This is a genomic window from Mycobacterium sp. E3198 (genome assembly GCF_001667015.1).
GTDB lineage: Bacteria > Actinomycetota > Actinomycetes > Mycobacteriales > Mycobacteriaceae > Mycobacterium.
The window spans coordinates 1-17,779 of sequence record NZ_LZIS01000248.1; the positions used below are offsets into that span (position 1 = coordinate 1).

The 17,779-nt window shown below is 66.9% G+C and carries 15 protein-coding genes and 1 tRNA gene; 10 read left to right on the top strand and 6 right to left on the bottom strand.

Going from position 1 to position 17,779, the window contains the following annotated elements; all coding sequences use genetic code 11:
- Window positions 1-90: 90 nt before the first annotated feature.
- Window positions 91-378: a hypothetical protein gene (locus A5673_RS25460; protein ID WP_156748622.1), complete on the bottom strand. Its 288-nt coding sequence runs from the start codon at window positions 376-378 to the stop codon at window positions 91-93.
- Window positions 379-518: 140 nt separating this feature from the next.
- Between A5673_RS25460 and A5673_RS25465 the strand changes: the two genes are divergently transcribed.
- A complete protein-coding gene (locus A5673_RS25465; RefSeq protein ID WP_068238974.1) occupies window positions 519-857 on the top strand; it encodes a hypothetical protein in 339 nt (112 codons plus the stop codon).
- Window positions 858-922: 65 nt separating this feature from the next.
- On the opposite strand, the gene A5673_RS25470 is transcribed toward A5673_RS25465, so the two are convergent.
- On the bottom strand, window positions 923-2,653 hold the full coding sequence (locus tag A5673_RS25470) for a SulP family inorganic anion transporter (RefSeq protein ID WP_082958952.1): 1,731 nt from the start codon (window positions 2,651-2,653) through the stop codon (window positions 923-925).
- Between the two features lie 140 nt (window positions 2,654-2,793).
- Between A5673_RS25470 and A5673_RS29350 the strand changes: the two genes are divergently transcribed.
- Both A5673_RS29350 and A5673_RS25475 read left to right on the top strand, forming a co-directional pair.
- Window positions 2,794-2,952 carry a hypothetical protein gene (locus A5673_RS29350; protein ID WP_156748624.1) on the top strand — a complete coding sequence of 53 codons (159 nt, stop codon included), beginning with the start codon at window positions 2,794-2,796 and terminating at the stop codon, window positions 2,950-2,952.
- A gap of 325 nt (window positions 2,953-3,277) precedes the next feature.
- Complete coding sequence (locus A5673_RS25475) at window positions 3,278-4,105, top strand: acyl-ACP desaturase (RefSeq protein ID WP_068238975.1); 828 nt, start codon at window positions 3,278-3,280, stop codon at window positions 4,103-4,105.
- Between the two features lie 166 nt (window positions 4,106-4,271).
- On the opposite strand, the gene A5673_RS25480 is transcribed toward A5673_RS25475, so the two are convergent.
- A tRNA-Arg gene (locus A5673_RS25480) sits at window positions 4,272-4,345 on the bottom strand.
- A 182-nt stretch (window positions 4,346-4,527) separates the two neighbouring features.
- Here A5673_RS25480 and A5673_RS25485 point away from each other — a divergent pair.
- The 5 genes from A5673_RS25485 to A5673_RS25505 all read left to right on the top strand — a co-directional run bounded on the left by A5673_RS25485 (window position 4,528) and on the right by A5673_RS25505 (window position 13,481).
- Entirely contained in the window at window positions 4,528-5,775 is a 1,248-nt protein-coding gene (locus tag A5673_RS25485) for an alpha/beta hydrolase (protein ID WP_068238977.1), read from the top strand.
- A gap of 139 nt (window positions 5,776-5,914) precedes the next feature.
- On the top strand, window positions 5,915-7,384 hold the full coding sequence (locus A5673_RS25490; protein ID WP_068238979.1) for a wax ester/triacylglycerol synthase family O-acyltransferase: 1,470 nt from the start codon (window positions 5,915-5,917) through the stop codon (window positions 7,382-7,384).
- Window positions 7,385-7,425: 41 nt separating this feature from the next.
- Window positions 7,426-9,063, top strand: a complete 1,638-nt coding sequence (locus A5673_RS25495; protein WP_156748628.1) for an HAD-IB family hydrolase/lysophospholipid acyltransferase family protein — start codon at window positions 7,426-7,428, stop codon at window positions 9,061-9,063.
- Window positions 9,060-11,411: a glycerol-3-phosphate 1-O-acyltransferase gene (locus A5673_RS25500; protein WP_068238983.1), complete on the top strand. Its 2,352-nt coding sequence runs from the start codon at window positions 9,060-9,062 to the stop codon at window positions 11,409-11,411. The genes A5673_RS25495 and A5673_RS25500 overlap by 4 nt, the downstream gene beginning before the upstream one ends.
- Window positions 11,412-11,438: 27 nt before the next feature.
- Entirely contained in the window at window positions 11,439-13,481 is a 2,043-nt protein-coding gene (locus A5673_RS25505) for a cytochrome c oxidase assembly protein (protein ID WP_068238985.1), read from the top strand.
- Window positions 13,482-13,670: 189 nt separating this feature from the next.
- Here the strand turns inward: A5673_RS25505 and A5673_RS25510 are convergent, their stop codons facing one another.
- The 3 genes from A5673_RS25510 to A5673_RS25520 all read right to left on the bottom strand — a co-directional run bounded on the left by A5673_RS25510 (window position 13,671) and on the right by A5673_RS25520 (window position 15,081).
- A complete protein-coding gene (locus A5673_RS25510) occupies window positions 13,671-13,928 on the bottom strand; it encodes a Txe/YoeB family addiction module toxin (RefSeq protein ID WP_068238988.1) in 258 nt (85 codons plus the stop codon).
- A complete protein-coding gene (locus A5673_RS25515) occupies window positions 13,925-14,170 on the bottom strand; it encodes a type II toxin-antitoxin system Phd/YefM family antitoxin (protein WP_068238990.1) in 246 nt (81 codons plus the stop codon). The genes A5673_RS25510 and A5673_RS25515 overlap by 4 nt, the downstream gene beginning before the upstream one ends.
- Before the next feature lie 77 nt (window positions 14,171-14,247).
- The gene (locus A5673_RS25520) at window positions 14,248-15,081 is read right to left on the bottom strand and encodes a mycofactocin-coupled SDR family oxidoreductase (RefSeq protein WP_068239014.1); all 834 of its coding nucleotides are present in this window, start codon (window positions 15,079-15,081) and stop codon (window positions 14,248-14,250) included.
- A gap of 392 nt (window positions 15,082-15,473) precedes the next feature.
- On the opposite strand from A5673_RS25520, the gene A5673_RS25525 reads away from it, so the two are divergent.
- Window positions 15,474-15,953 carry a single-stranded DNA-binding protein gene (locus tag A5673_RS25525; protein WP_068238992.1) on the top strand — a complete coding sequence of 160 codons (480 nt, stop codon included), beginning with the start codon at window positions 15,474-15,476 and terminating at the stop codon, window positions 15,951-15,953.
- Between the two features lie 80 nt (window positions 15,954-16,033).
- Window positions 16,034-17,710 carry an energy-dependent translational throttle protein EttA gene (gene ettA / locus A5673_RS25530; RefSeq protein WP_068238993.1) on the top strand — a complete coding sequence of 559 codons (1,677 nt, stop codon included), beginning with the start codon at window positions 16,034-16,036 and terminating at the stop codon, window positions 17,708-17,710.
- The last annotated feature ends 69 nt before the right edge of the window (window positions 17,711-17,779 follow it).

The window sequence follows — 17,779 nt, forward strand, 5'->3', positions numbered from 1 at the left end:
GTTGCATCCCTTACGATTTCGATCGAACCACGGTGCCGCCGCCGATGCTAGAGCGCGCGCGTCGATGTTGCCAAGAGATTCATTGGGCGTTCAACCCACCTGCTTCAGCGTGTAGTGAGCCATCGTCCTTCTGGGATCATCGGCGAGCCGCTTCACCTCTTGGCGAATCGGATCGACGGCGCCGCCGAACACGCCGGAGCAGCCGTCGGGGCACCGGACTTCCCACCACGAGTCCGACCGGTGTTGCGGCCATGCGCCGAGTTGTCCGCCTCTCGGCTGGTAGCCGATCTCGTCTGCAAACTTCCTGAGGTTACCGATGTGATGGTGTGCCGGGCAGAAGAGCGACACATCGATGCCGACGTTCTCGGTTTCGTTCATGGCCGTCATTCTCGCCCGTCCCGGGCGGCCGCGTGACCGCAATCACGTGCCCGTGGCCGACGTCTTGAGTGTAGTCACTTGACTACACTCCGCCCGCTGTGGTGTAGTCAAGTGACTACACCAGCCAAGGAGAACGAACCATGACCACAGCCCGCGCGCGGGATCGCGTCATCGATCTAGCCACGGAACTCGACCTCGCCGCGCCCAGCGGGGCAACCTGGGTCGACGAATGGGAGGGCGTCGGGGCGTCGTTCAGGGTGTTCGACGGCCCGGAGTGGCGCATCAAGCACGTCGCCAACCAGGGGCGATGCGCCGACGTCGGCGACATCGTGGTGTCCGTCATCGGGCGGCAATACAGGGATGGCCGCGCCGAGCGCGAGATCATCATCGACGGCGCCTGCACCCCGGTCGTCACGCCGGCCGAAGCGCGGCTTCTCGGCAGGGCGCTGATCGAGGCCGCCGACGCCGCCGACGGGTGATTCGCTCGCCACGACAGGCCGCTTGCTAATCCGTTGCATCGCTTCAAATTTGAGCGGCCCGGCCATCAATCCGTTGGTTGAGGGCTGCCTAATTCCTCGAGGCTGGCCAGAGCGATCCGCGTGCTCGTCTCGTGCTTGGCGAGGGGCCGCATATGGTCCCATCCCTCGATCACCAGCGTCGGACTCTGGTCTTGGCCGCCGAACTCCTCGAGGAAATAACGGAGGGACTCACTTGCGGTGTGATCGACGAGGGGCACGCGCGAGCTCAAGTGCAGATGCACCTCCCGTGTATCCGGCGGAAGCTGCCTCAGCTCCCGAATCACGTGAAATAGGTTGAAACACACGAGGGGACCGTCCAGGTACAGATGGTAGGCGCCGTCATCGAGCTCCCGGTCAGACACCGGATTGCGGAAGAGACTGAGGAAGCGGACGCCTAGACTCGGCCTGGCGGATTCCGCGCCGTTGCGCAGGGTGTGCCACAGGCCCACGTACCACAGGTTCAGTACCAATTCCAGGACGATGCCGGCGCCGATGCCGATGAGTAGGTCTGTCGTCACGGTCACGAGCAGTGTGGTGGAGAAGACGACAAACTGCTCCGTCCCGACCCGGGCGACGTTGAGCCAAACCCCTGGCCTACACAGTTTGTAGCCGATGAAGACAAGGATGGCGGCCAGGACCGTCAGCGGGACCATGTCGATCAGGTTGCTGCCGAGCAGCACGAAGGCCAGCAGGAAGCAGGCGTTGTAGAAGTTGGCCCACTGGGTCCGCCCGCCTCCCAGGATATTCGCCGTGCTCTTAACGATTCCGGGGATGATGGTCAAGCCACCGAGCATGCTCGATGCGACGTTGCAAGCGCCCATGGCCAGTAAGGTCTGGTCAGGGTCGGACCGGCGGCGATAGGTGTCGATTTTGTCGACGGCGGCGATCGTCGCCAGTGACTCGGTCCCGTCGATCAAGAGCAGGGTGACGACCAGGTAGGCCAGGGGGATCCACAGCTCGGCATGGGCGAACACAGCACCGAACTCCGGGAAGACGAACCCGTGCCTGAGCGAACTGGGCACGTTGATCAGGTAGTGCTTGTCCAGCTTCAGGGCAAATGTGCTGACGACCGTGCCGGCGACAAACACCCAGACCGGGGGCGGCATGACCTTCAGCAGCCGCCCGGGCAGGGCCGACAACACGAACAGCGCCGCGAGGCAACCGACCCCGAGGGCGACGACCTGGTGGTTCATCGACTGGACATGGCGGGGCACTTCGCCGAGGATCTCCCAGAATTCGTGGGCCTCGAACTTCACGCCCATGAAGAGAGGGATCTGCTTGGCGATGATCATCAGGCCGATGGCGGCCAGCATGCCCTGGATGGCCGCGGCAGGGAAGATGGCGCTGAGGCGGGCCACCTTCAACTTGGCAAGGATCACTTGCGCGGCGCCCGCAATGGCGATGGCAACCAAAACCAGAGGGTAGCCCACTGCGAGCAACTCTGATTTCGACGCGCCCCCACCCATGCGGATGGCTCCAAGGGTGATCATGCCGGCGAAGAGGGCCGGCGCCAGTCCCGCGGCCGGGCCGCTGATTGTCACATACGAGCCGCCCAAAAACGGGAGGATAAAACCGGCGATGATCGCCGACGTGATCCCGCAGATCGGCGGCGCGCCCGAGGTGATCGCGATTCCCATCGAGAACGGTAGCGAGATCATGGCCACCGTGAAACCCGAGCGAAGATCGTAGCGCCAGTGTTTGAGACCGGCCAGGCCATTGCGGGGCTTCTCGGTCGGAACGGTCAGGTTTTGTTGCATAGGTCAGCCCTCTCAACAGCCGCTTGAAACGGTTGGGGTGAACTGCTGCCGGAATTCGTGCAGCGTGGATCCGACTCCATGACAGGAGGACGGAATTACGGGTGCGGAACGGTCTATCGCATGACAGTCGTTACAGCGGCGTGCTCGGCTTCGCCGCGGTCGCCATGAAATCCGCGCTGCAGATGTGGACGCCGAATTGCCGGACCGCTGCGACGGCTGACCCCAACCCGGTCCGCGACGGCACCAGCGTGATGCTCATCGCGGCTATCACGGTGGCCTTTGCCGAATACACGAGTTGACATGCACAGCTCCCGCTTTTGGCGCTTGGCCAACCACGCGGTTATAAGCCGTCAGCACCATTCGGGCAAGATTGTCCCGGGCCTGGGCGCATACATTGGGCGCCATCGCCGCATTCCCAGCAGATTAGTGCTGTATTCACAGCAGACTTTAAGCTCCGACGACGAATCGACGTCTGGGGCCATTGGCCGGAAGAAGAGCTTGGTCGCCTGGCCGCATGCGCCGGCGATGCGCGGAGCTGACCAGTGATCGTCGACGGGATTGCGCTCGCAAAACCCACGCTTGGCGACCTCTTGCGGCGGCGGCGAAGTGGACTAGTTTGACGGCATGCCACACGAACGCATCGCTTCACCGTTGATGCTCGAACTCGAACCGGTCGTCAGGGACGCCTACGCACACCACATCGAAACGGCTACGCCCTGGTACGCCCATGATTATGTGCCGTTTGATCGAGGTGAGAATTTCAACTCTCTTGGTGGCCATGACTGGGATAGCTCGCAGGTGACTCTGCCTGACCACGTCACCGATGCGCTGCAAATCATGCTGATCACCAAGGACAACCTCGCGGCCTCTTACCATCGGCTCGCCGAGCACTTCATCCTGGCGGGCTGGTGGGGCAAGTGGATCGGCCGGTGGACGGCTGACGAGAATCTGCACGCGTTCGCGTTGCGCCAAAATCTGGTGCTGACCCGCCAGATCGATCCGATCGCCACCGAGACGGTCCGCGTCGAGCATGTGATGAAAGGCCAGCCCGCCGACGACCGAACCCAAGTCGAGGTCCTGGTTTTCATGACGATGTGCGAACGCGCTCACGCGGTGTTTCTGCGGCGACTGGCCACCCAGATCGAAGAACCCATCCTGCGCCGTCTTGTTGAGGTGATCGCCGCCGACGAAGAGCGCCACGAGACCTTTTTCGCCGAGATCGTCCAGGCCTGCCTGCGAATCGTGCCGGCTGCCACCATCGCGGCGATCGTCGGCTGCGCGCTCGAGCTGCGGGTGGTCGGGGCGGATATCGACGCTTTCAAGGACAAGGTCCGCAATGTCGCCGATGCCGGCATCTTCGATCAAGACACCTTGCGCGAGGTGATCTCCGACCGCATAAAGACGTGGAACCTGGCCGAGCTTCCCGAACTGAGCAACTTCGTCGTCATGTGAGCTCGTCGGCCGTGGATATCAAGCGAGCCATTCAGCGGGCCAACCGGTTGACCGCGATTCTCCTTCGAGAGGCAAATTCGCCCCGACGGTCGATACCCCGCGCCGTCTGCGAGCTCTGATGGAAAGCCCCGGATTCTCGGCAGGCCCAAAAGCCGACTCTGACCAGTGCCCCCGGCACGACTCGAACGTGCGACCTAGGGATTAGAAGGCCCTTGCTCTATCCACCTGAGCTACGGAGGCAATGTGCAGGTCAGTCTATCGAACGCGACACACCGGAGGACTCGCCGCGCGCGACGCGCCCGAAAAGTCTTCCAGCGGAGCGCTTATCGGTTATCGTGTGAGCCTCGACACACGTACAACACCGGTTGATAAGCAGCCGTTAACCGCAACGAAGCGTGTGCACAACGTCGAGGGGTGCGTTAATGAGCGTGACCTTGAACTTGACTTCGCGGTGCTCGCAAGCCGGTGCGCAGGCATTGCGCCTGGCGGCCGACGCCAGGGATACCTGCCGCGCCGGCGCGTTGTTGCTGCGTGGCTCGCCGCAGGCGGTCGGCTGGGTAGCCGGCTGGATCTCCACCGAATTCCCCCCGCACGTGGTCACCGGCCACGCGTTGTCCCGGGTCACGCCGCCGGCCATCGGCCGCGTCGGCACCTCGTGGGCCGCGCAGAAGGCCGATCAAGCCCTCACCGCCGCGCTCGAGGGGTGCTTTGGCCCGGACTTCCGGGATCTGGTGCGCCACCCGGCCTGCGCCCCGTCCGACTGCGCCTCTCGCGGCGGTCTGCTGCGCCGGCCCGGGCGGCACGCCCGCTATGCGGCGCAAACCTCCGACATCTCCTACGGCCCGGGGGGCGTCGAACACCTCTTGGACATCTGGCGGCGCGATGACATGGCGCCCGGGCGCCGCGCACCGGTCCTGATCCAGGTCCCCGGGGGAGCGTGGTCCGTCAACGGCAAACGCCATCAGGCCTACACGCTGATGAGCCACATGGCGGAACTCGGCTGGATCTGCGTCTCCATCAACTACAGCAGGAGCCCCCGCTGCACGTTCCCGACGCACCTCATCGACGTGAAGAGGGCGATCGCGTGGGTCCGCGAGAACATCGCCGACTACGGCGGCGATCCCGACTTCATCGCCATCACCGGCGGGTCGGCGGGCGCGCACCTGGCGTCGCTGGCGGCGCTCACCCCGAACGACCCGACGTTCCAACCGGGCTTCGAGCGCGCCGACACCACCGTCCAGGCCGTCGCGCCGTACTACGGCGTCTACGACTTCACCGACGCCGAGATCATGCACGAGCTGATGCTGCCGTTCCTCGAGCACTTCGTGCTGAAGACCCGCTACAGCGAAAACCCCGAGCGGTTCCGGGCCGCGTCACCGATCACCTACGTGCACAACCAGGCCCCGCCCTTCTTCGTGCTGCACGGCGAGAAGGACGAACTGGTGCCCAGCGGCCAGGCCCGCGCCTTCTGCGCGGCGCTGCGCGACGCCGGGGCCGCCACCGTTGCCCACGCCGAACTCGCCAACGCGCACCACGCCTTCGACATCACGCCGACGGTCCGATCGCGGCTGGCTGCCGGCGCCGTCGCCGACTTCCTGGGCGTCGTCTACGGGCGCCGCGCCTACCCGCTGACCGATTCGGTGCCGGTGCCGGCAACGTCCGCCAGCTGAGCGGGCGCCAAGTTTCGCGCAGCGGATCGCGCCTTTCACCGCCGGGGCATCCCGACTAGCGTTGGGTGGGCAATCCGGTTCACGGGTCCGAGGCAGGAGGCTTGGTCGGCGGTGACAACGTTGGCGCGTCGAGTTCATCATGGCTGAGTCCGTCGGGGCCGTTAAGTTGTCCGACGAGCTCGGACCCGTCGACTACCTGATGCATCGGGGTGAAGCGAATCCCCGGACCCGGTCGGGAATCATGGCGCTCGAACTCCTCGATTCGACGCCGGACTGGGACCGGTTTCGCACCCGATTCGAAAACGCCTCGCGCCGGGTGCTGCGGCTGCGGCAGAAGGTCGTGGTGCCGACGTTGCCGACGGCGTCGCCGCGTTGGGTCGTCGATCCGGACTTCAACCTGGACTTCCACGTGCGCCGGGTGCGCGTCTCGGGCCCTGGCACGCTGCGCGAGGTGTTCGACCTCGCCGAGGTGATCCTGCAGTCGCCGATGGACATTTCGCGGCCGCTGTGGACGGCCACGTTGGTGGAGGGCCTGGCCGACGGCAAGGCCGCGACGCTGCTGCACGTCAGCCACGCGGTCACCGACGGCGTCGGCGGCGTCGAGATGTTCGCGGAGATCTACGACCTCGAGCGCGACCCGCCGCCCAGGCCGACGCCGCCGCAACCCATTCCGCAGGACCTGACGCCCAACGACCTGATGCGCCAAGGCATCAACCGCCTGCCCTTCGCCATCGTCAGCGGCGTCGTGGGCGCCGTGGCGGGCGCGGTGTCGGCGGCCGGCAAGGCGGTCCTCGATCCCGTGTCCACGGTCGGGGGAGCCGTCGGCTACGCCATGTCCGGGATGCGGGTGATGAACCGCGCCGCGGAGCCGTCGCCGCTGCTGCGCCGGCGCAGCCTCGCTTCCCGCACCGAGGCGATCGACATCCCGCTGGCCGACCTGCACAAGGCCGCCAAGGCCGGCGGCGGGTCGATCAACGACGCCTACCTCGCCGGCCTGTCGGGGACCCTGCGGCGCTACCACACGGCTCTCGGTGTGCCGATCAGCACGCTGCCGATGGCGGTGCCGGTCAGCCTGCGGGCCGACGCCGACACCGCCGGGGGCAACCGGTTCACCGGCGTCAACCTGGCGGCGCCGCTGGGCACCGCCGACCCCGTCTCGCGGATGAAGAAGATCCGCGCCCAGATGACGCAGCGCCGCGACGAGCCGGCCATGAACATCGTAGGATCGATCGCCCCGGTGCTCAGCGTGTTGCCCACCGCGGTGCTGGAGGGGCTCACCGGGTCGGTCATCGGCTCGGACGTGCAGGCCAGCAACGTCCCGGTCTATCCGGGCGACACCTACATCGCTGGCGCAAAGGTGTTGCGCCAGTACGGCATCGGGCCGCTGCCGGGGGTGGCGATGATGGTGGTGCTGATCTCCCGCGGCGGCTGGTGCACGATCACCGTGCGCTACGACAGGGCGGCCGTGCGCAACGAGGCGTTGTTCGCGCAATGCCTGCTGGAAGGCTTCGACGAGATCCTGGCGCTGGCCGGCGACCCGGCGCCGCGCGCGGTGCCCGCCTCGTTCACCGAACCGGCCGTCTCGCCCCGATCGGCGGCGGGCTCGTGAGCGCCTCCGAAGAGCGCGGCGCCCCCAAGCCGGGCCAGGACATGCGGCTGCCCGGCTCGGTGGCCGAGATCATGGCCAGCCCACCGGGGCCGAAGATCGGCGCGTTCTTCGACTTGGACGGGACGCTGGTGGCCGGCTTCACCGCCGTCATCCTCACCCAGGAGCGGCTGCTGCGCCGCGACATGGGGGTGGGGGAGTTGCTCAGCATGGTGCAGGCCGGCCTGAGCCACACCCTGGGCCGCATCGAATTCGAAGACCTCATCGCCAAGGCCGCCGCCGCGTTGGCCGGGCGGCTGCTCGACGACCTGGAGGAGATCGGCGAGCGGCTGTTCGTGCAACGGATCGAGTCGCGGATCTACCCGGAAATGCGCGAGCTGGTACGGGCCCACGTGGCCCGCGGCCACACCGTGGTGCTCAGCTCGTCGGCGCTGACCATCCAGGTCAACCCGGTGGCGCGCTTCCTCGGCATCTCCAACATGCTCACCAACAAGTTCGAGACCAACGAGGACGGGATGCTGACCGGCGGCGTGCAGAAGCCGATCCTGTGGGGACCGGGCAAAGCCGCTGCGGTGCAACGCTTTGCGGCCGAGAACGGCATCGACCTCAAGGACAGCTACTTCTACGCCGACGGCGACGAGGACGTCGCCCTGATGTACCTGGTCGGCAACCCGAGGCCGACCAACCCCGAGGGCAAGATGGCCGCCGTGGCCAAGCGTCGCGGCTGGCCGATCCTGCGGTTCGACAGCCGGGGCAGCCGCCTTGGCCTGCGGCGCCAGATCCGAACGCTCGCCGGCTTCGGCTCGATGTTCCCGGTCGCCGCCGGCGCGGTGGGGATCGGCGTGCTGACCCGCAACCGGCGGCGCGGCGTGAACTTCTTCACCTCGACCTTCTCCCAGCTGTCGCTGGCGATCACCGGGGTCCAGCTCAACGTCCTCGGCGAGGAGAACCTCAACGCGCAGCGCCCGGCGGTCTTTATCTTCAACCACCGCAACCAGGTTGACCCCGTCATCGCCGGCGCGCTGGTGCGTGACAACTGGATCGGCGTGGGCAAAAAAGAGCTGGAGAAGGACCCGATCATGGGCACGCTGGGCAAGCTGCTCGACGGCGTGTTCATCGACCGCGACGATCCCGTCGCCGCGGTGGAGACGATGCACGCGGTTGAAGACCGGGCCCGCAAGGGGCTGTCGATCGTGATCGCGCCGGAAGGCACCCGGGTGGACACCACCGAAGTCGGGCCGTTCAAGAAGGGCCCGTTCCGCCTCGCGATGGCGGCCGGAATCCCGATCGTCCCGATCGTCATCCGCAACGCCGAGATCGTCGCCGCTCGCAACTCCACCGTCGTCAACCCCGGCACCGTCGACGTCGCGGTGTTCCCGCCGATTTCGGTGCGGGACTGGACGATTGAGAACCTGCCGGAGCGCATCGCCGAGGTGCGGCAGCTGTACCTGGACACCCTGGCCAACTGGCCGGTCGACGGGCTGCCCGAGGTCGATCTGCACGCCGAGAAGAAAGCGGCGAAGAAGGCCCCGCAGAAATCCAAAGCCCCCGCGAAGAAAGCGCCCGCCAAGAAGGCGGCGAAGAAGGCCGCACCCAAGGCGAAGCCGGCGAAGGCGGGCCCGAACGCGTCCGAAGTCGCGCTGAAAGACGGTGAGGCACAACAGCCTCGAGGGCGGCCGTGATCCAACCGGCCGCGGATATCAGCGCACTCCTCGCGGCCCACGATTCGCTGATATTGGCGTCCATGACCTCGCCGGTGGAGAGGGAGCTGGTCACGGCCTGGGTGGGCCAGCAGCGCGCCGCCAGCCCGGACGCCACGTTCGAGGTGTTGGCGCTGCCGGAACCCGAGGCGGCGCCGTCGGCGCTGTCCGCGCTTGCCGAACGGCTCGAGTCCGAATCGAACGACGACCGCTCGGTCGTGCCGGTGCGCGTGTTCTGGCTGCCGGCGGCCCAGCGCGGCAGGATCGCCCAGTTGGCCGGGCTGCTTCCCGGCCAGGATCCCTATCACCCCAACCAACGCCAGCAACGACACATCGTGCGCGACGACCCGCAACGCGCGCGGGTGGTGGCCGGCGAGCCCGCGAAGGTCTCCGAACTTCGCCAGCAGTGGCGCGACACCACCGTCGGCGACCACAAGCACGACTTCGCGCATTTCGTCACCCGGCGCGCCATCCTGGCGCTGGAACGCGCCGAATACCGGATCCTCGGACCGCAATACAAGTCGCCGCGGCTGGTCAAACCGGAAATCCTGGCGTCGACGCGGTTTCGCGCGGGCCTGAAAAGGATCCCGGGAGCCACCGTCGAGGAAGCCGCGAAGATGCTCGACGAACTCGCCACCGGCTGGAGCCGGGTGTCCGTCGACCTCGTCGGCGTCCTGGGCAGGGCGCTGAGCCGGGGGTTCGATCCCGACATCGACTACGACGAGTATCAGATCGCCGCCATGCGTGCCGCGCTGGAAACCCATCCCGCGGTGCTGCTGTTCTCGCACCGCTCCTACATCGACGGCGCGGTGGTGCCGGTGGCGATGCAGGAGAACCGGCTCCCGCCGGTGCACGTGTTCGCCGGCATCAACCTCTCGTTCGGGGTGATGGGGCCGCTGCTGCGTCGCTCCGGCGTCATCTTCATCCGCCGCAACATCGGCAGCGACCCGCTCTACAAATACGTGCTGCGCGAGTACGTCGGCTACATCGTCGAGAAACGCTTCAACCTGAGCTGGTCCATCGAAGGCACGCGCTCGCGGACCGGAAAGATGTTGCCGCCCAAGCTCGGTCTGCTGTCGTACGTGGCCGACGCGTACCTGGACGGCCGCAGCGAAGACATCCTGCTGCAGCCGGTGTCGATCGGATTCGACCAGCTTCACGAGACCGCCGAATACGCGGCCTACGCCCGCGGCGGCGAGAAGACGCCGGAAGGCGTCGTGTGGCTCTACAACTTCATCAGGGCGCAGGGTGAACGCAACTACGGCAAGATCTATGTCCGCTTCCCCGAGGCGGTCTCGATGCGGCAGTATCTGGGCCCCCCGCACGGCCCGCTCGCGCAGGACCCGGACGCCAAAAGGCTTGCGCTGCAGAAGATGTCGTTCGAGGTCGCGTGGCGGATCTTGCAGGCGACGCCGGTGACGGCGACGGGTTTGGTGTGCGCGCTGCTGCTGACCACCCACGGCGCGGCGTTGACGCTCGGTCAGTTGCACCACACCTTGCAGGACTCGCTCGACTATCTCGAGCGCAAGCACACCCCGATGTCGACGAGCGCGTTGCGGTTGCGCACCCGCGACGGCGTGCTCGCCGCCGTTGACACGTTGTCCAACGGGCACCCCATCACCCGCGTCGACGGCGGCCGGGAGCCGGTATGGCTCATCGGGCCGGGCGAGCAACACGCCGCGGCGTTCTACCGGAACTCGGTGATCCATGCCTTCCTGGAGACCTCGATCGTCGAACTCGCGCTCGCGTACGCCAGACGAAGCGACGGCGATCGCGTCGAGGCGTTCTGGACGCAGGCGATGCGGCTCCGCGACCTGCTGAAGTTCGATTTCTATTTCGCCGACTCCGCGACGTTCCGGGACCACGTCGCCGAAGAGATGACGTGGCACGACGACTGGGAAGCCCACGTCGCCGCCGGCGGTGACGAGATCGAGGCGATGCTGTTCGCCAAGCGCCCGTTGATGTCGGACGCCATGCTGCGGGTGTTCTTCGAGGCGTACGAGATCGTCGCCGACGTGTTGCGCGACGCACCCGCCGGTGTCGCCGAAAAGGAGTTGACGGGGTTGGCGCTGGGGGTTGGCCGGCAACACGTCGCCCAGACCCGGGTCCGCAGCAGCGAATCGGTGTCGACGCTGCTGTTCGCCACCGCGTATCAGGTGGTGGTCGACCAGGATTTGATCGAGCCCGCCGACGATCTCGCCGACCGGCGCACCGCCTTCCGCCGGGAAATGCGGGACATCTTGCACGATTCCGACTACGTCGGGCGGATCGCCCGGAATCAGTTCGTCGCCCGGGAGGCCAAAGCGCGTCTGGACAGCCAGACTCGGTAGGCGCGGCGCGCCCAATACGCTGGGTGCATGACGGTCGCCCAACCTGTAGCCGCGCGCCGCGCGTCGGCGTGGCCGCTGCTGGTCGGCGTCGCCGTGCTGGCGGGCTGCACGGCCGCGGGAATCGGCGCGCTCTCGCTGGCGGACGCGCTGTTGGCCACCGGCTTGCCCGATCCGGGGCCGGCGACCACGCTGGGGCTGCCCTTCGTCCGGGCGGCGGGGGAGATCGCCGCGGTCCTGGCCGTCGGGTCCTTCCTGTTCGCGGCGTTCCTGGTCCCGCCGCAGACCAGCGGGGTCCTCGACGCCGACGGATACCGCGCGCTTCGCATCGGGACGGTCGCCTCGGGCGCGTGGGCGGTGTGTGCCGCGCTGCTGGTCCCGCTGACCATCTCCGACACCTCCGGTCACCGGCTGACCGACCTCGACCCGGGCGCAATCTGGTCGTTGGCCGGGCTGGTCAGCACCGCCTCGGCCTGGCGCTGGACCGCGATTTTGGCCGCGGTGGTCACGGTGGCCAGCCTGTCGGTGCTGCGCTGGTCCTGGACGCCGGTGCTGCTCGCCGCGTCGCTGGTGACGCTGATCCCGCTGGGGCTGACGGGTCACTCGTCGGCCGGCGGGTCACACGACCTGGCGACGAACAGCCTGCTGATCCACCTCGTCGCCGCGAGCCTGTGGGCGGGCGGTCTGCTCGCGCTGCTCGCCCACGCGCTGCGCAACGGCGACCACACCGGGCTGGCGTTGCGGCGGTTCTCGGCGGTGGCGCTGTGGTGCTGGGTGGCGATGGCGCTCAGCGGGCTGGTCAATGCGCTGGTGCGCGTGCTGCCGTCCGACCTGCTGACCACCGATTACGGACGGCTGGTCGTCGCCAAGTTCCTCGCGCTGTGCACGCTCGGAGTACTTGGTTGGCGCCAGCGGCGCTCGGCGGTGGCTGCGCTGCAGGCCGATCCGAGCGCGTCCCGCCGGGCGCTGGTGCGGCTGGCGCTGGTCGAGGCCGCGGTGTTCGGCCTGACGTTCGGCATCGCGGTCGGGCTGGGCCGGACGGCGCCGCCCCCGCCGCCGGCCCGGTTGCCCACGATTCCGGAAGCCGAGATCGGCTACGACTTCGACGGCCCGCCCACCGTTGCGCGCATCCTGTTCGACTGGCGTTTCGACCTGATCTTCGGCACCGCCGCGATCGTCCTCGCCGCGCTGTACGTGGCGGGGGTGGTGCGGCTGCGTCGCCGCGGCGATCGCTGGCCGCCGGGTCGGACGCTGGCCTGGCTGCTGGGCTGCTCGGCGCTGCTGTTCGTGACGTCGTCGGGCGTCGGCCGGTACATGCCGGCGATGTTCAGCATGCACATGATCGCCCACATGGGCCTGTCGATGCTGGTCCCGATTTTGCTGGTGCTGGGCGCCCCGGTCACCCTGGCGCTGCGGGCGCTGCCCGCCGCCGGTCGCGGCGAGCCGCCCGGCATGCGGGAGTGGCTGCTGGCCGCGCTGCACAGCCGGCTGTCGCGGTTCCTGACCAACCCGATCGTCGCGACCGTGCTGTTCGTCGCCGGTTTCTACGGGCTATACCTGTCGAGCCTGTTCGACACCTCGGTGAGCAGCCACGCCGGGCACCTGGCGATGAACGTGCATTTCCTGCTCAGCGGCTACCTGTTCTATTGGATCGTCATCGGGGTGGACCCCACGCCGCGCCCCATCCCGCCCCTGGCCAAGGTCGGCGTGGTGTTCGCGTCGCTGCCGCTGCACGCGTTCTTCGGGGTGGTGCTGATGGGCTGGCGAAAGGTGCTCGGCGGCGACTACTACCGCTCGCTCGCCCTGCCCTGGCACACCGACCTGATCGGCGATCAGCACTTGGGCGGCGGAATCGCCTGGGCCGCAGGCGAAGTCCCGCTGGTGATCGTGATGATCGCGCTGCTGGTGCAGTGGGCGCGCAGCGACAGGCGCACGGCGCGGCGGCTGGACCGGGCGGCCGAACTCGACGACGACGCCGAGCTGACCGCCTACAACGCGATGCTGGCCGAGCTGGCGCGGGGGGACAGGCCACTTCGCGCTGACTCTGCGTCCAGGGTGGAAAACTCCGAGTAAGCCCCACCCTCACCGCAGAGTCAACGCGCTTGTGTGCGCGATCCGGGTACCTCACCGACGCGGCATCGTAGATCGGAGCCAGGGAAACACTTCCCTCGCGGCCGAATGATCGATATTTCGATCATTGCGGTCGAGGGCCTTCATGACCGAAATATGTGGCACCGTCCGTCGGCTGGGCGGCGCGCCCGGTTAGGCGTAGTGGTACCGCACCTGAAGGATCTGCAGGTCATCGCCGACCACGCGGTAGGCGAGCCGGTGCTCCAGCGTGATGCGACGAGACCAGGCGCCGACGAGCCCGTATTTCAACGGCTCCGGCTTACCGATGCCTTCCCGCGGCGATCGGCACGCGTCCGCGATGAGCTTGTTGATCCGCTCGAGCACCACACGGTCGGCAGTTTGCCAATGCAGGTAGTCCTCCCACGCCTGAGGCGAGAAGACGATGTTCACTCCGCGAGTTCGGCCTTGATTCCGCGGCCCCGGTCCAGGGCGTCAGCGGCATCGAGGAGACGACGGGCGTTCGCGGGCGACTGGAACAGGTACGCCGTCTCCTGCCACGCTTCCCAGTCATCGGCGGACATCAGGACGGCGCGACCGGCCTTCGACGTGATCTCGACGGGCGTCCGGTCGGCGTTGACCTTCTCGATCAAAGGGAACAGGTTCTTGCGCGCCTCGCTCGCCGTGATCGCCACCTATGACCTCCCTCGCGAGTCGTACAAGATATGGTACCACTAGTTGGCTCGAGTGAAGCCCTCAGCGACAAAGGGCGCTATTTGACCGAGTAGCCCGCATCGACGGGAAGTGTCACGCCGGTGATGTAGCGGCCGGGTTGCCCGCACAGGTAGACCATAGCTTCCGTGATGTCCGCAGATTCAAGCACCGGGACTGGTAACAGGTTCTCCAATGCGCTGTTGCCCTCGGGGTGTTCGACCATGTTCCGTTCGACTGCCTCATTGAAAATCATCGGTGTCGCAACCCCGCTGGGGTGCACGGTATTGACGCGAATATTCTTCTCCGCCAACGACGTCGCGTAATACCTCATTAACCCCACGACCCCATGTTTGGCGGCGTGATACCCGGCATATCCATGACTCCGAAGGCTGAACTTGGGGCACAGGCTGTTCAAACCGGCGGCTGAACTCGTGATGACAATCGCCCCACCGTCGCCATGCTCTAGCAGAGCGGGTAATGCCGCCTCGACGGTGTAGTAGACCCCATTCAAGAGAACTTCCACCGCATCGACATACGCGGAAACCTCGTAACGCTGCTCGCCAACGCCCGGCATGATCCCGGCGTTTGCGAGCACGAAATCGACTCGTCCTAACTCGGCCACGCCGTTTGCCACTGCGGCTTTTAGTCGCTCAAAGTCCCGAACATCACCTTGCTCTGCAACGATTCGCCGGCCTGTCTTTTCGACCAGGTTCACGGTCTCGTCTAACTCTTCGCGCGTGGCCATCGGGTACGCGACACTGCCGATCTGATCGCACAGGTCGAACGCGATGATGTCCGCGCCCTCCTCGGCGAACCGAACCGCATGCGAGCGGCCCTGACCGCGAGCTGCCCCAGTGATAAACGCGACCTTGCCATCGAACTGCTGCGCCATGACGGTCTCCCAACGCTGGGCGCCCGGCTGGCCGGGCCCGATGAACTGGTCCACGTCGAACGCAGCCGAGTACAAGCGGCAGCGTAGCGGGCAGGGAGCTGCAGCCGCGACCGAATGTCGCATCACCGGCGACCATTCAAACCGGTCGCAAAACCAACGAAACGAGATTGGGCAGCGTGCCCGGATTTGTGGCGTGGTCCAACTCGAAGACCTCTCATGGCGCGCGATGTCTCATGACAGATGCGGGTTCGTAGGAATTCGCGGAGTAATCCACAGTCCCAATTCTTTCCACAGGGCCGCCTGCGAGGACCCGCTTTTGCGCGCGATCCGTCGGTGGCGGCGAGGTCAATGGTCACCGCAGGAGAGAAATGCAACCGAGAAGGGATCAGCCCATGTTCGAAACCCCGCTTACCGTGGTCGGCCACATCGTCAACAATCTCGACCGCCGACAGGTCGGCACCCAGGAGGTCATCAAGTTTCGCGTCGCCAGCAATTCCCGGCGGCGCACCGCCGACGGCGGCTGGGAGCCGGGCAACTCGCTGTTCATCAACGTCAACTGCTGGGGCAAGTTGGTCACCGGCGTGGGCGCCGCGCTGGGCAAGGGTGCACCGGTGATCGTGGTGGGGCACGTCTACACCAGCGAGTACGAAGACCGTGACGGCAACCGCCGCTCATCGCTGGAGATGCGCGCGACGTCCGTCGGGCCCGACGTGTCCCGAGCAATTGTGCGCATCGAGCGGCCGGGCTACACCGGCCCGGCTGCCGAGGCCGCTGCGCCCGCGACCGATGAGACCGCCGCCGCTGGTGAGGACGCCGACGGCGGCGAGGGCGCCGAGGCCGCCGATACGGGGCCGCTGCCGCTGTCGGCTTAGCTGCGGGATCGGGCCCCCCGCGCGGTGCCTAGGATGGGCGGCGAGAACTCTCTCAAAGACCAGAAAGGCACAACCGCGGCATGGCTGAGTTCATCTACACGATGAAGAAGGTCCGCAAGGCGCACGGCGACAAGGTGATCCTGGACGACGTCACGTTGAGCTTCTTCCCGGGCGCCAAGATCGGTGTCGTCGGGCCCAACGGCGCCGGCAAGTCGAGCGTCTTGCGGATCATGGCCGGCCTGGACAAGCCGAACAACGGCGAGGCCTTCCTGGCCCCCGAGGCCACCGTCGGCATCCTGCAGCAGGAGCCGCCGCTGAACGAGGAGAAGACGGTCCGCGGCAACGTGGAGGAGGGCCTGGGCGACATCAAGGTCAAGCTCGACCGCTTCAACGAGGTCGCCGAATTGATGGCCACCGACTACTCCGACGAGCTGATGGAGGAGATGGGCCGGCTGCAGGAGGACCTCGACCACGCCGACGCGTGGGACCTCGACTCGCAGCTGGAGCAGGCGATGGACGCGCTGCGCTGCCCGCCGCCCGACGAGCCGGTCACCAACCTGTCCGGCGGCGAGCGCCGCCGCGTGGCGCTGTGCAAGCTGCTGCTGTCCAAGCCGGACCTGCTGCTGCTCGACGAGCCGACCAACCACCTGGACGCCGAAAGCGTGCAGTGGCTCGAACAGCACCTGGCCGCCTACCCGGGGGCCATCCTGGCGGTGACCCACGACCGGTACTTCCTGGACAACGTCGCCGAGTGGATCCTCGAGCTCGACCGCGGCCGCGCCTACCCCTACGAGGGCAACTACTCGACCTACCTGGAGAAAAAGGCCGAGCGGCTGGCGGTGCAGGGCCGCAAGGACGCCAAGCTGCAAAAGCGGCTGACCGAGGAGCTGGCCTGGGTCCGGTCCGGGGCCAAGGCGCGCCAGGCCAAGAGCAAGGCCCGCCTGCAGCGCTACGAGGAGATGGCCGCCGAGGCCGAGAAGACGCGCAAGCTCGACTTCGAGGAAATCCAGATCCCGGTGGGGCCGCGGCTGGGCAACGTCGTCGTCGAGGTGGAACACCTCGACAAGGGCTACGACGGCCGCACCCTCATCAAGGACCTGTCGTTCACCCTGCCGCGCAACGGCATCGTCGGGGTCATCGGCCCCAACGGGGTCGGCAAGACCACGCTGTTCAAGACCATCGTCGGGCTCGAGCAGCCGGACAGCGGCACGGTCAAGGTCGGGGAGACCGTCAAGCTGAGCTACGTGGACCAGTCCCGCGCCGGCATCGACCCCAAGAAGACCGTGTGGGAGGTGGTCTCCGACGGGCTGGACTACATCGAGGTCGGCCAGAACGAGATCCCGTCGCGGGCCTACGTGTCGGCGTTCGGTTTCAAGGGTCCCGACCAGCAGAAGCCGGCCGGTGTGCTGTCCGGCGGTGAGCGCAACCGGCTGAACCTCGCGCTCACGCTGAAGGAGGGCGGCAACCTCATCTTGCTCGACGAGCCGACCAACGACCTCGACGTCGAGACGCTGAGTTCGCTGGAGAACGCGCTGGAGAAGTTTCCCGGCTGTGCCGTGGTGATCTCGCACGACCGCTGGTTCCTCGATCGCACGTGTACGCACATCCTTGCGTGGGAAGGCGATGAGGATAACGAGGCCAAGTGGTTCTGGTTCGAGGGCAACTTCGGGGCGTACGAGGAGAACAAGGTGGAGCGGCTGGGGGTTGACGCCGCCAGGCCGCACAGAGTGACCCACCGCAAGCTGACCCGCGACTAATGTCAGGGCTGCCCCGCTAAGCAGGTGGGGCGACCGGACGCACAGCCCCGCGACGATGCGAGTTGGGAG

Coding starts and splice junctions, on each gene's coding strand:
- A5673_RS25525 (WP_068238992.1), top strand. CDS start 15,474: ATGTTCGAAACCCCGCTTACCGTGGTCGGCCACATCGTCAACAATCTC.
- ettA (WP_068238993.1), top strand. CDS start 16,034: ATGGCTGAGTTCATCTACACGATGAAGAAGGTCCGCAAGGCGCACGGC.
- A5673_RS25465 (WP_068238974.1), top strand. CDS start 519: ATGACCACAGCCCGCGCGCGGGATCGCGTCATCGATCTAGCCACGGAA.
- A5673_RS25470 (WP_082958952.1), bottom strand. CDS start 2,653: ATGCAACAAAACCTGACCGTTCCGACCGAGAAGCCCCGCAATGGCCTG.
- A5673_RS25475 (WP_068238975.1), top strand. CDS start 3,278: ATGCCACACGAACGCATCGCTTCACCGTTGATGCTCGAACTCGAACCG.
- A5673_RS25490 (WP_068238979.1), top strand. CDS start 5,915: ATGGCTGAGTCCGTCGGGGCCGTTAAGTTGTCCGACGAGCTCGGACCC.
- A5673_RS25520 (WP_068239014.1), bottom strand. CDS start 15,081: ATGGCGCAGCAGTTCGATGGCAAGGTCGCGTTTATCACTGGGGCAGCT.
- A5673_RS25485 (WP_068238977.1), top strand. CDS start 4,528: ATGAGCGTGACCTTGAACTTGACTTCGCGGTGCTCGCAAGCCGGTGCG.
- A5673_RS25460 (WP_156748622.1), bottom strand. CDS start 378: ATGAACGAAACCGAGAACGTCGGCATCGATGTGTCGCTCTTCTGCCCG.
- A5673_RS25505 (WP_068238985.1), top strand. CDS start 11,439: ATGACGGTCGCCCAACCTGTAGCCGCGCGCCGCGCGTCGGCGTGGCCG.
- A5673_RS25495 (WP_156748628.1), top strand. CDS start 7,426: ATGCGGCTGCCCGGCTCGGTGGCCGAGATCATGGCCAGCCCACCGGGG.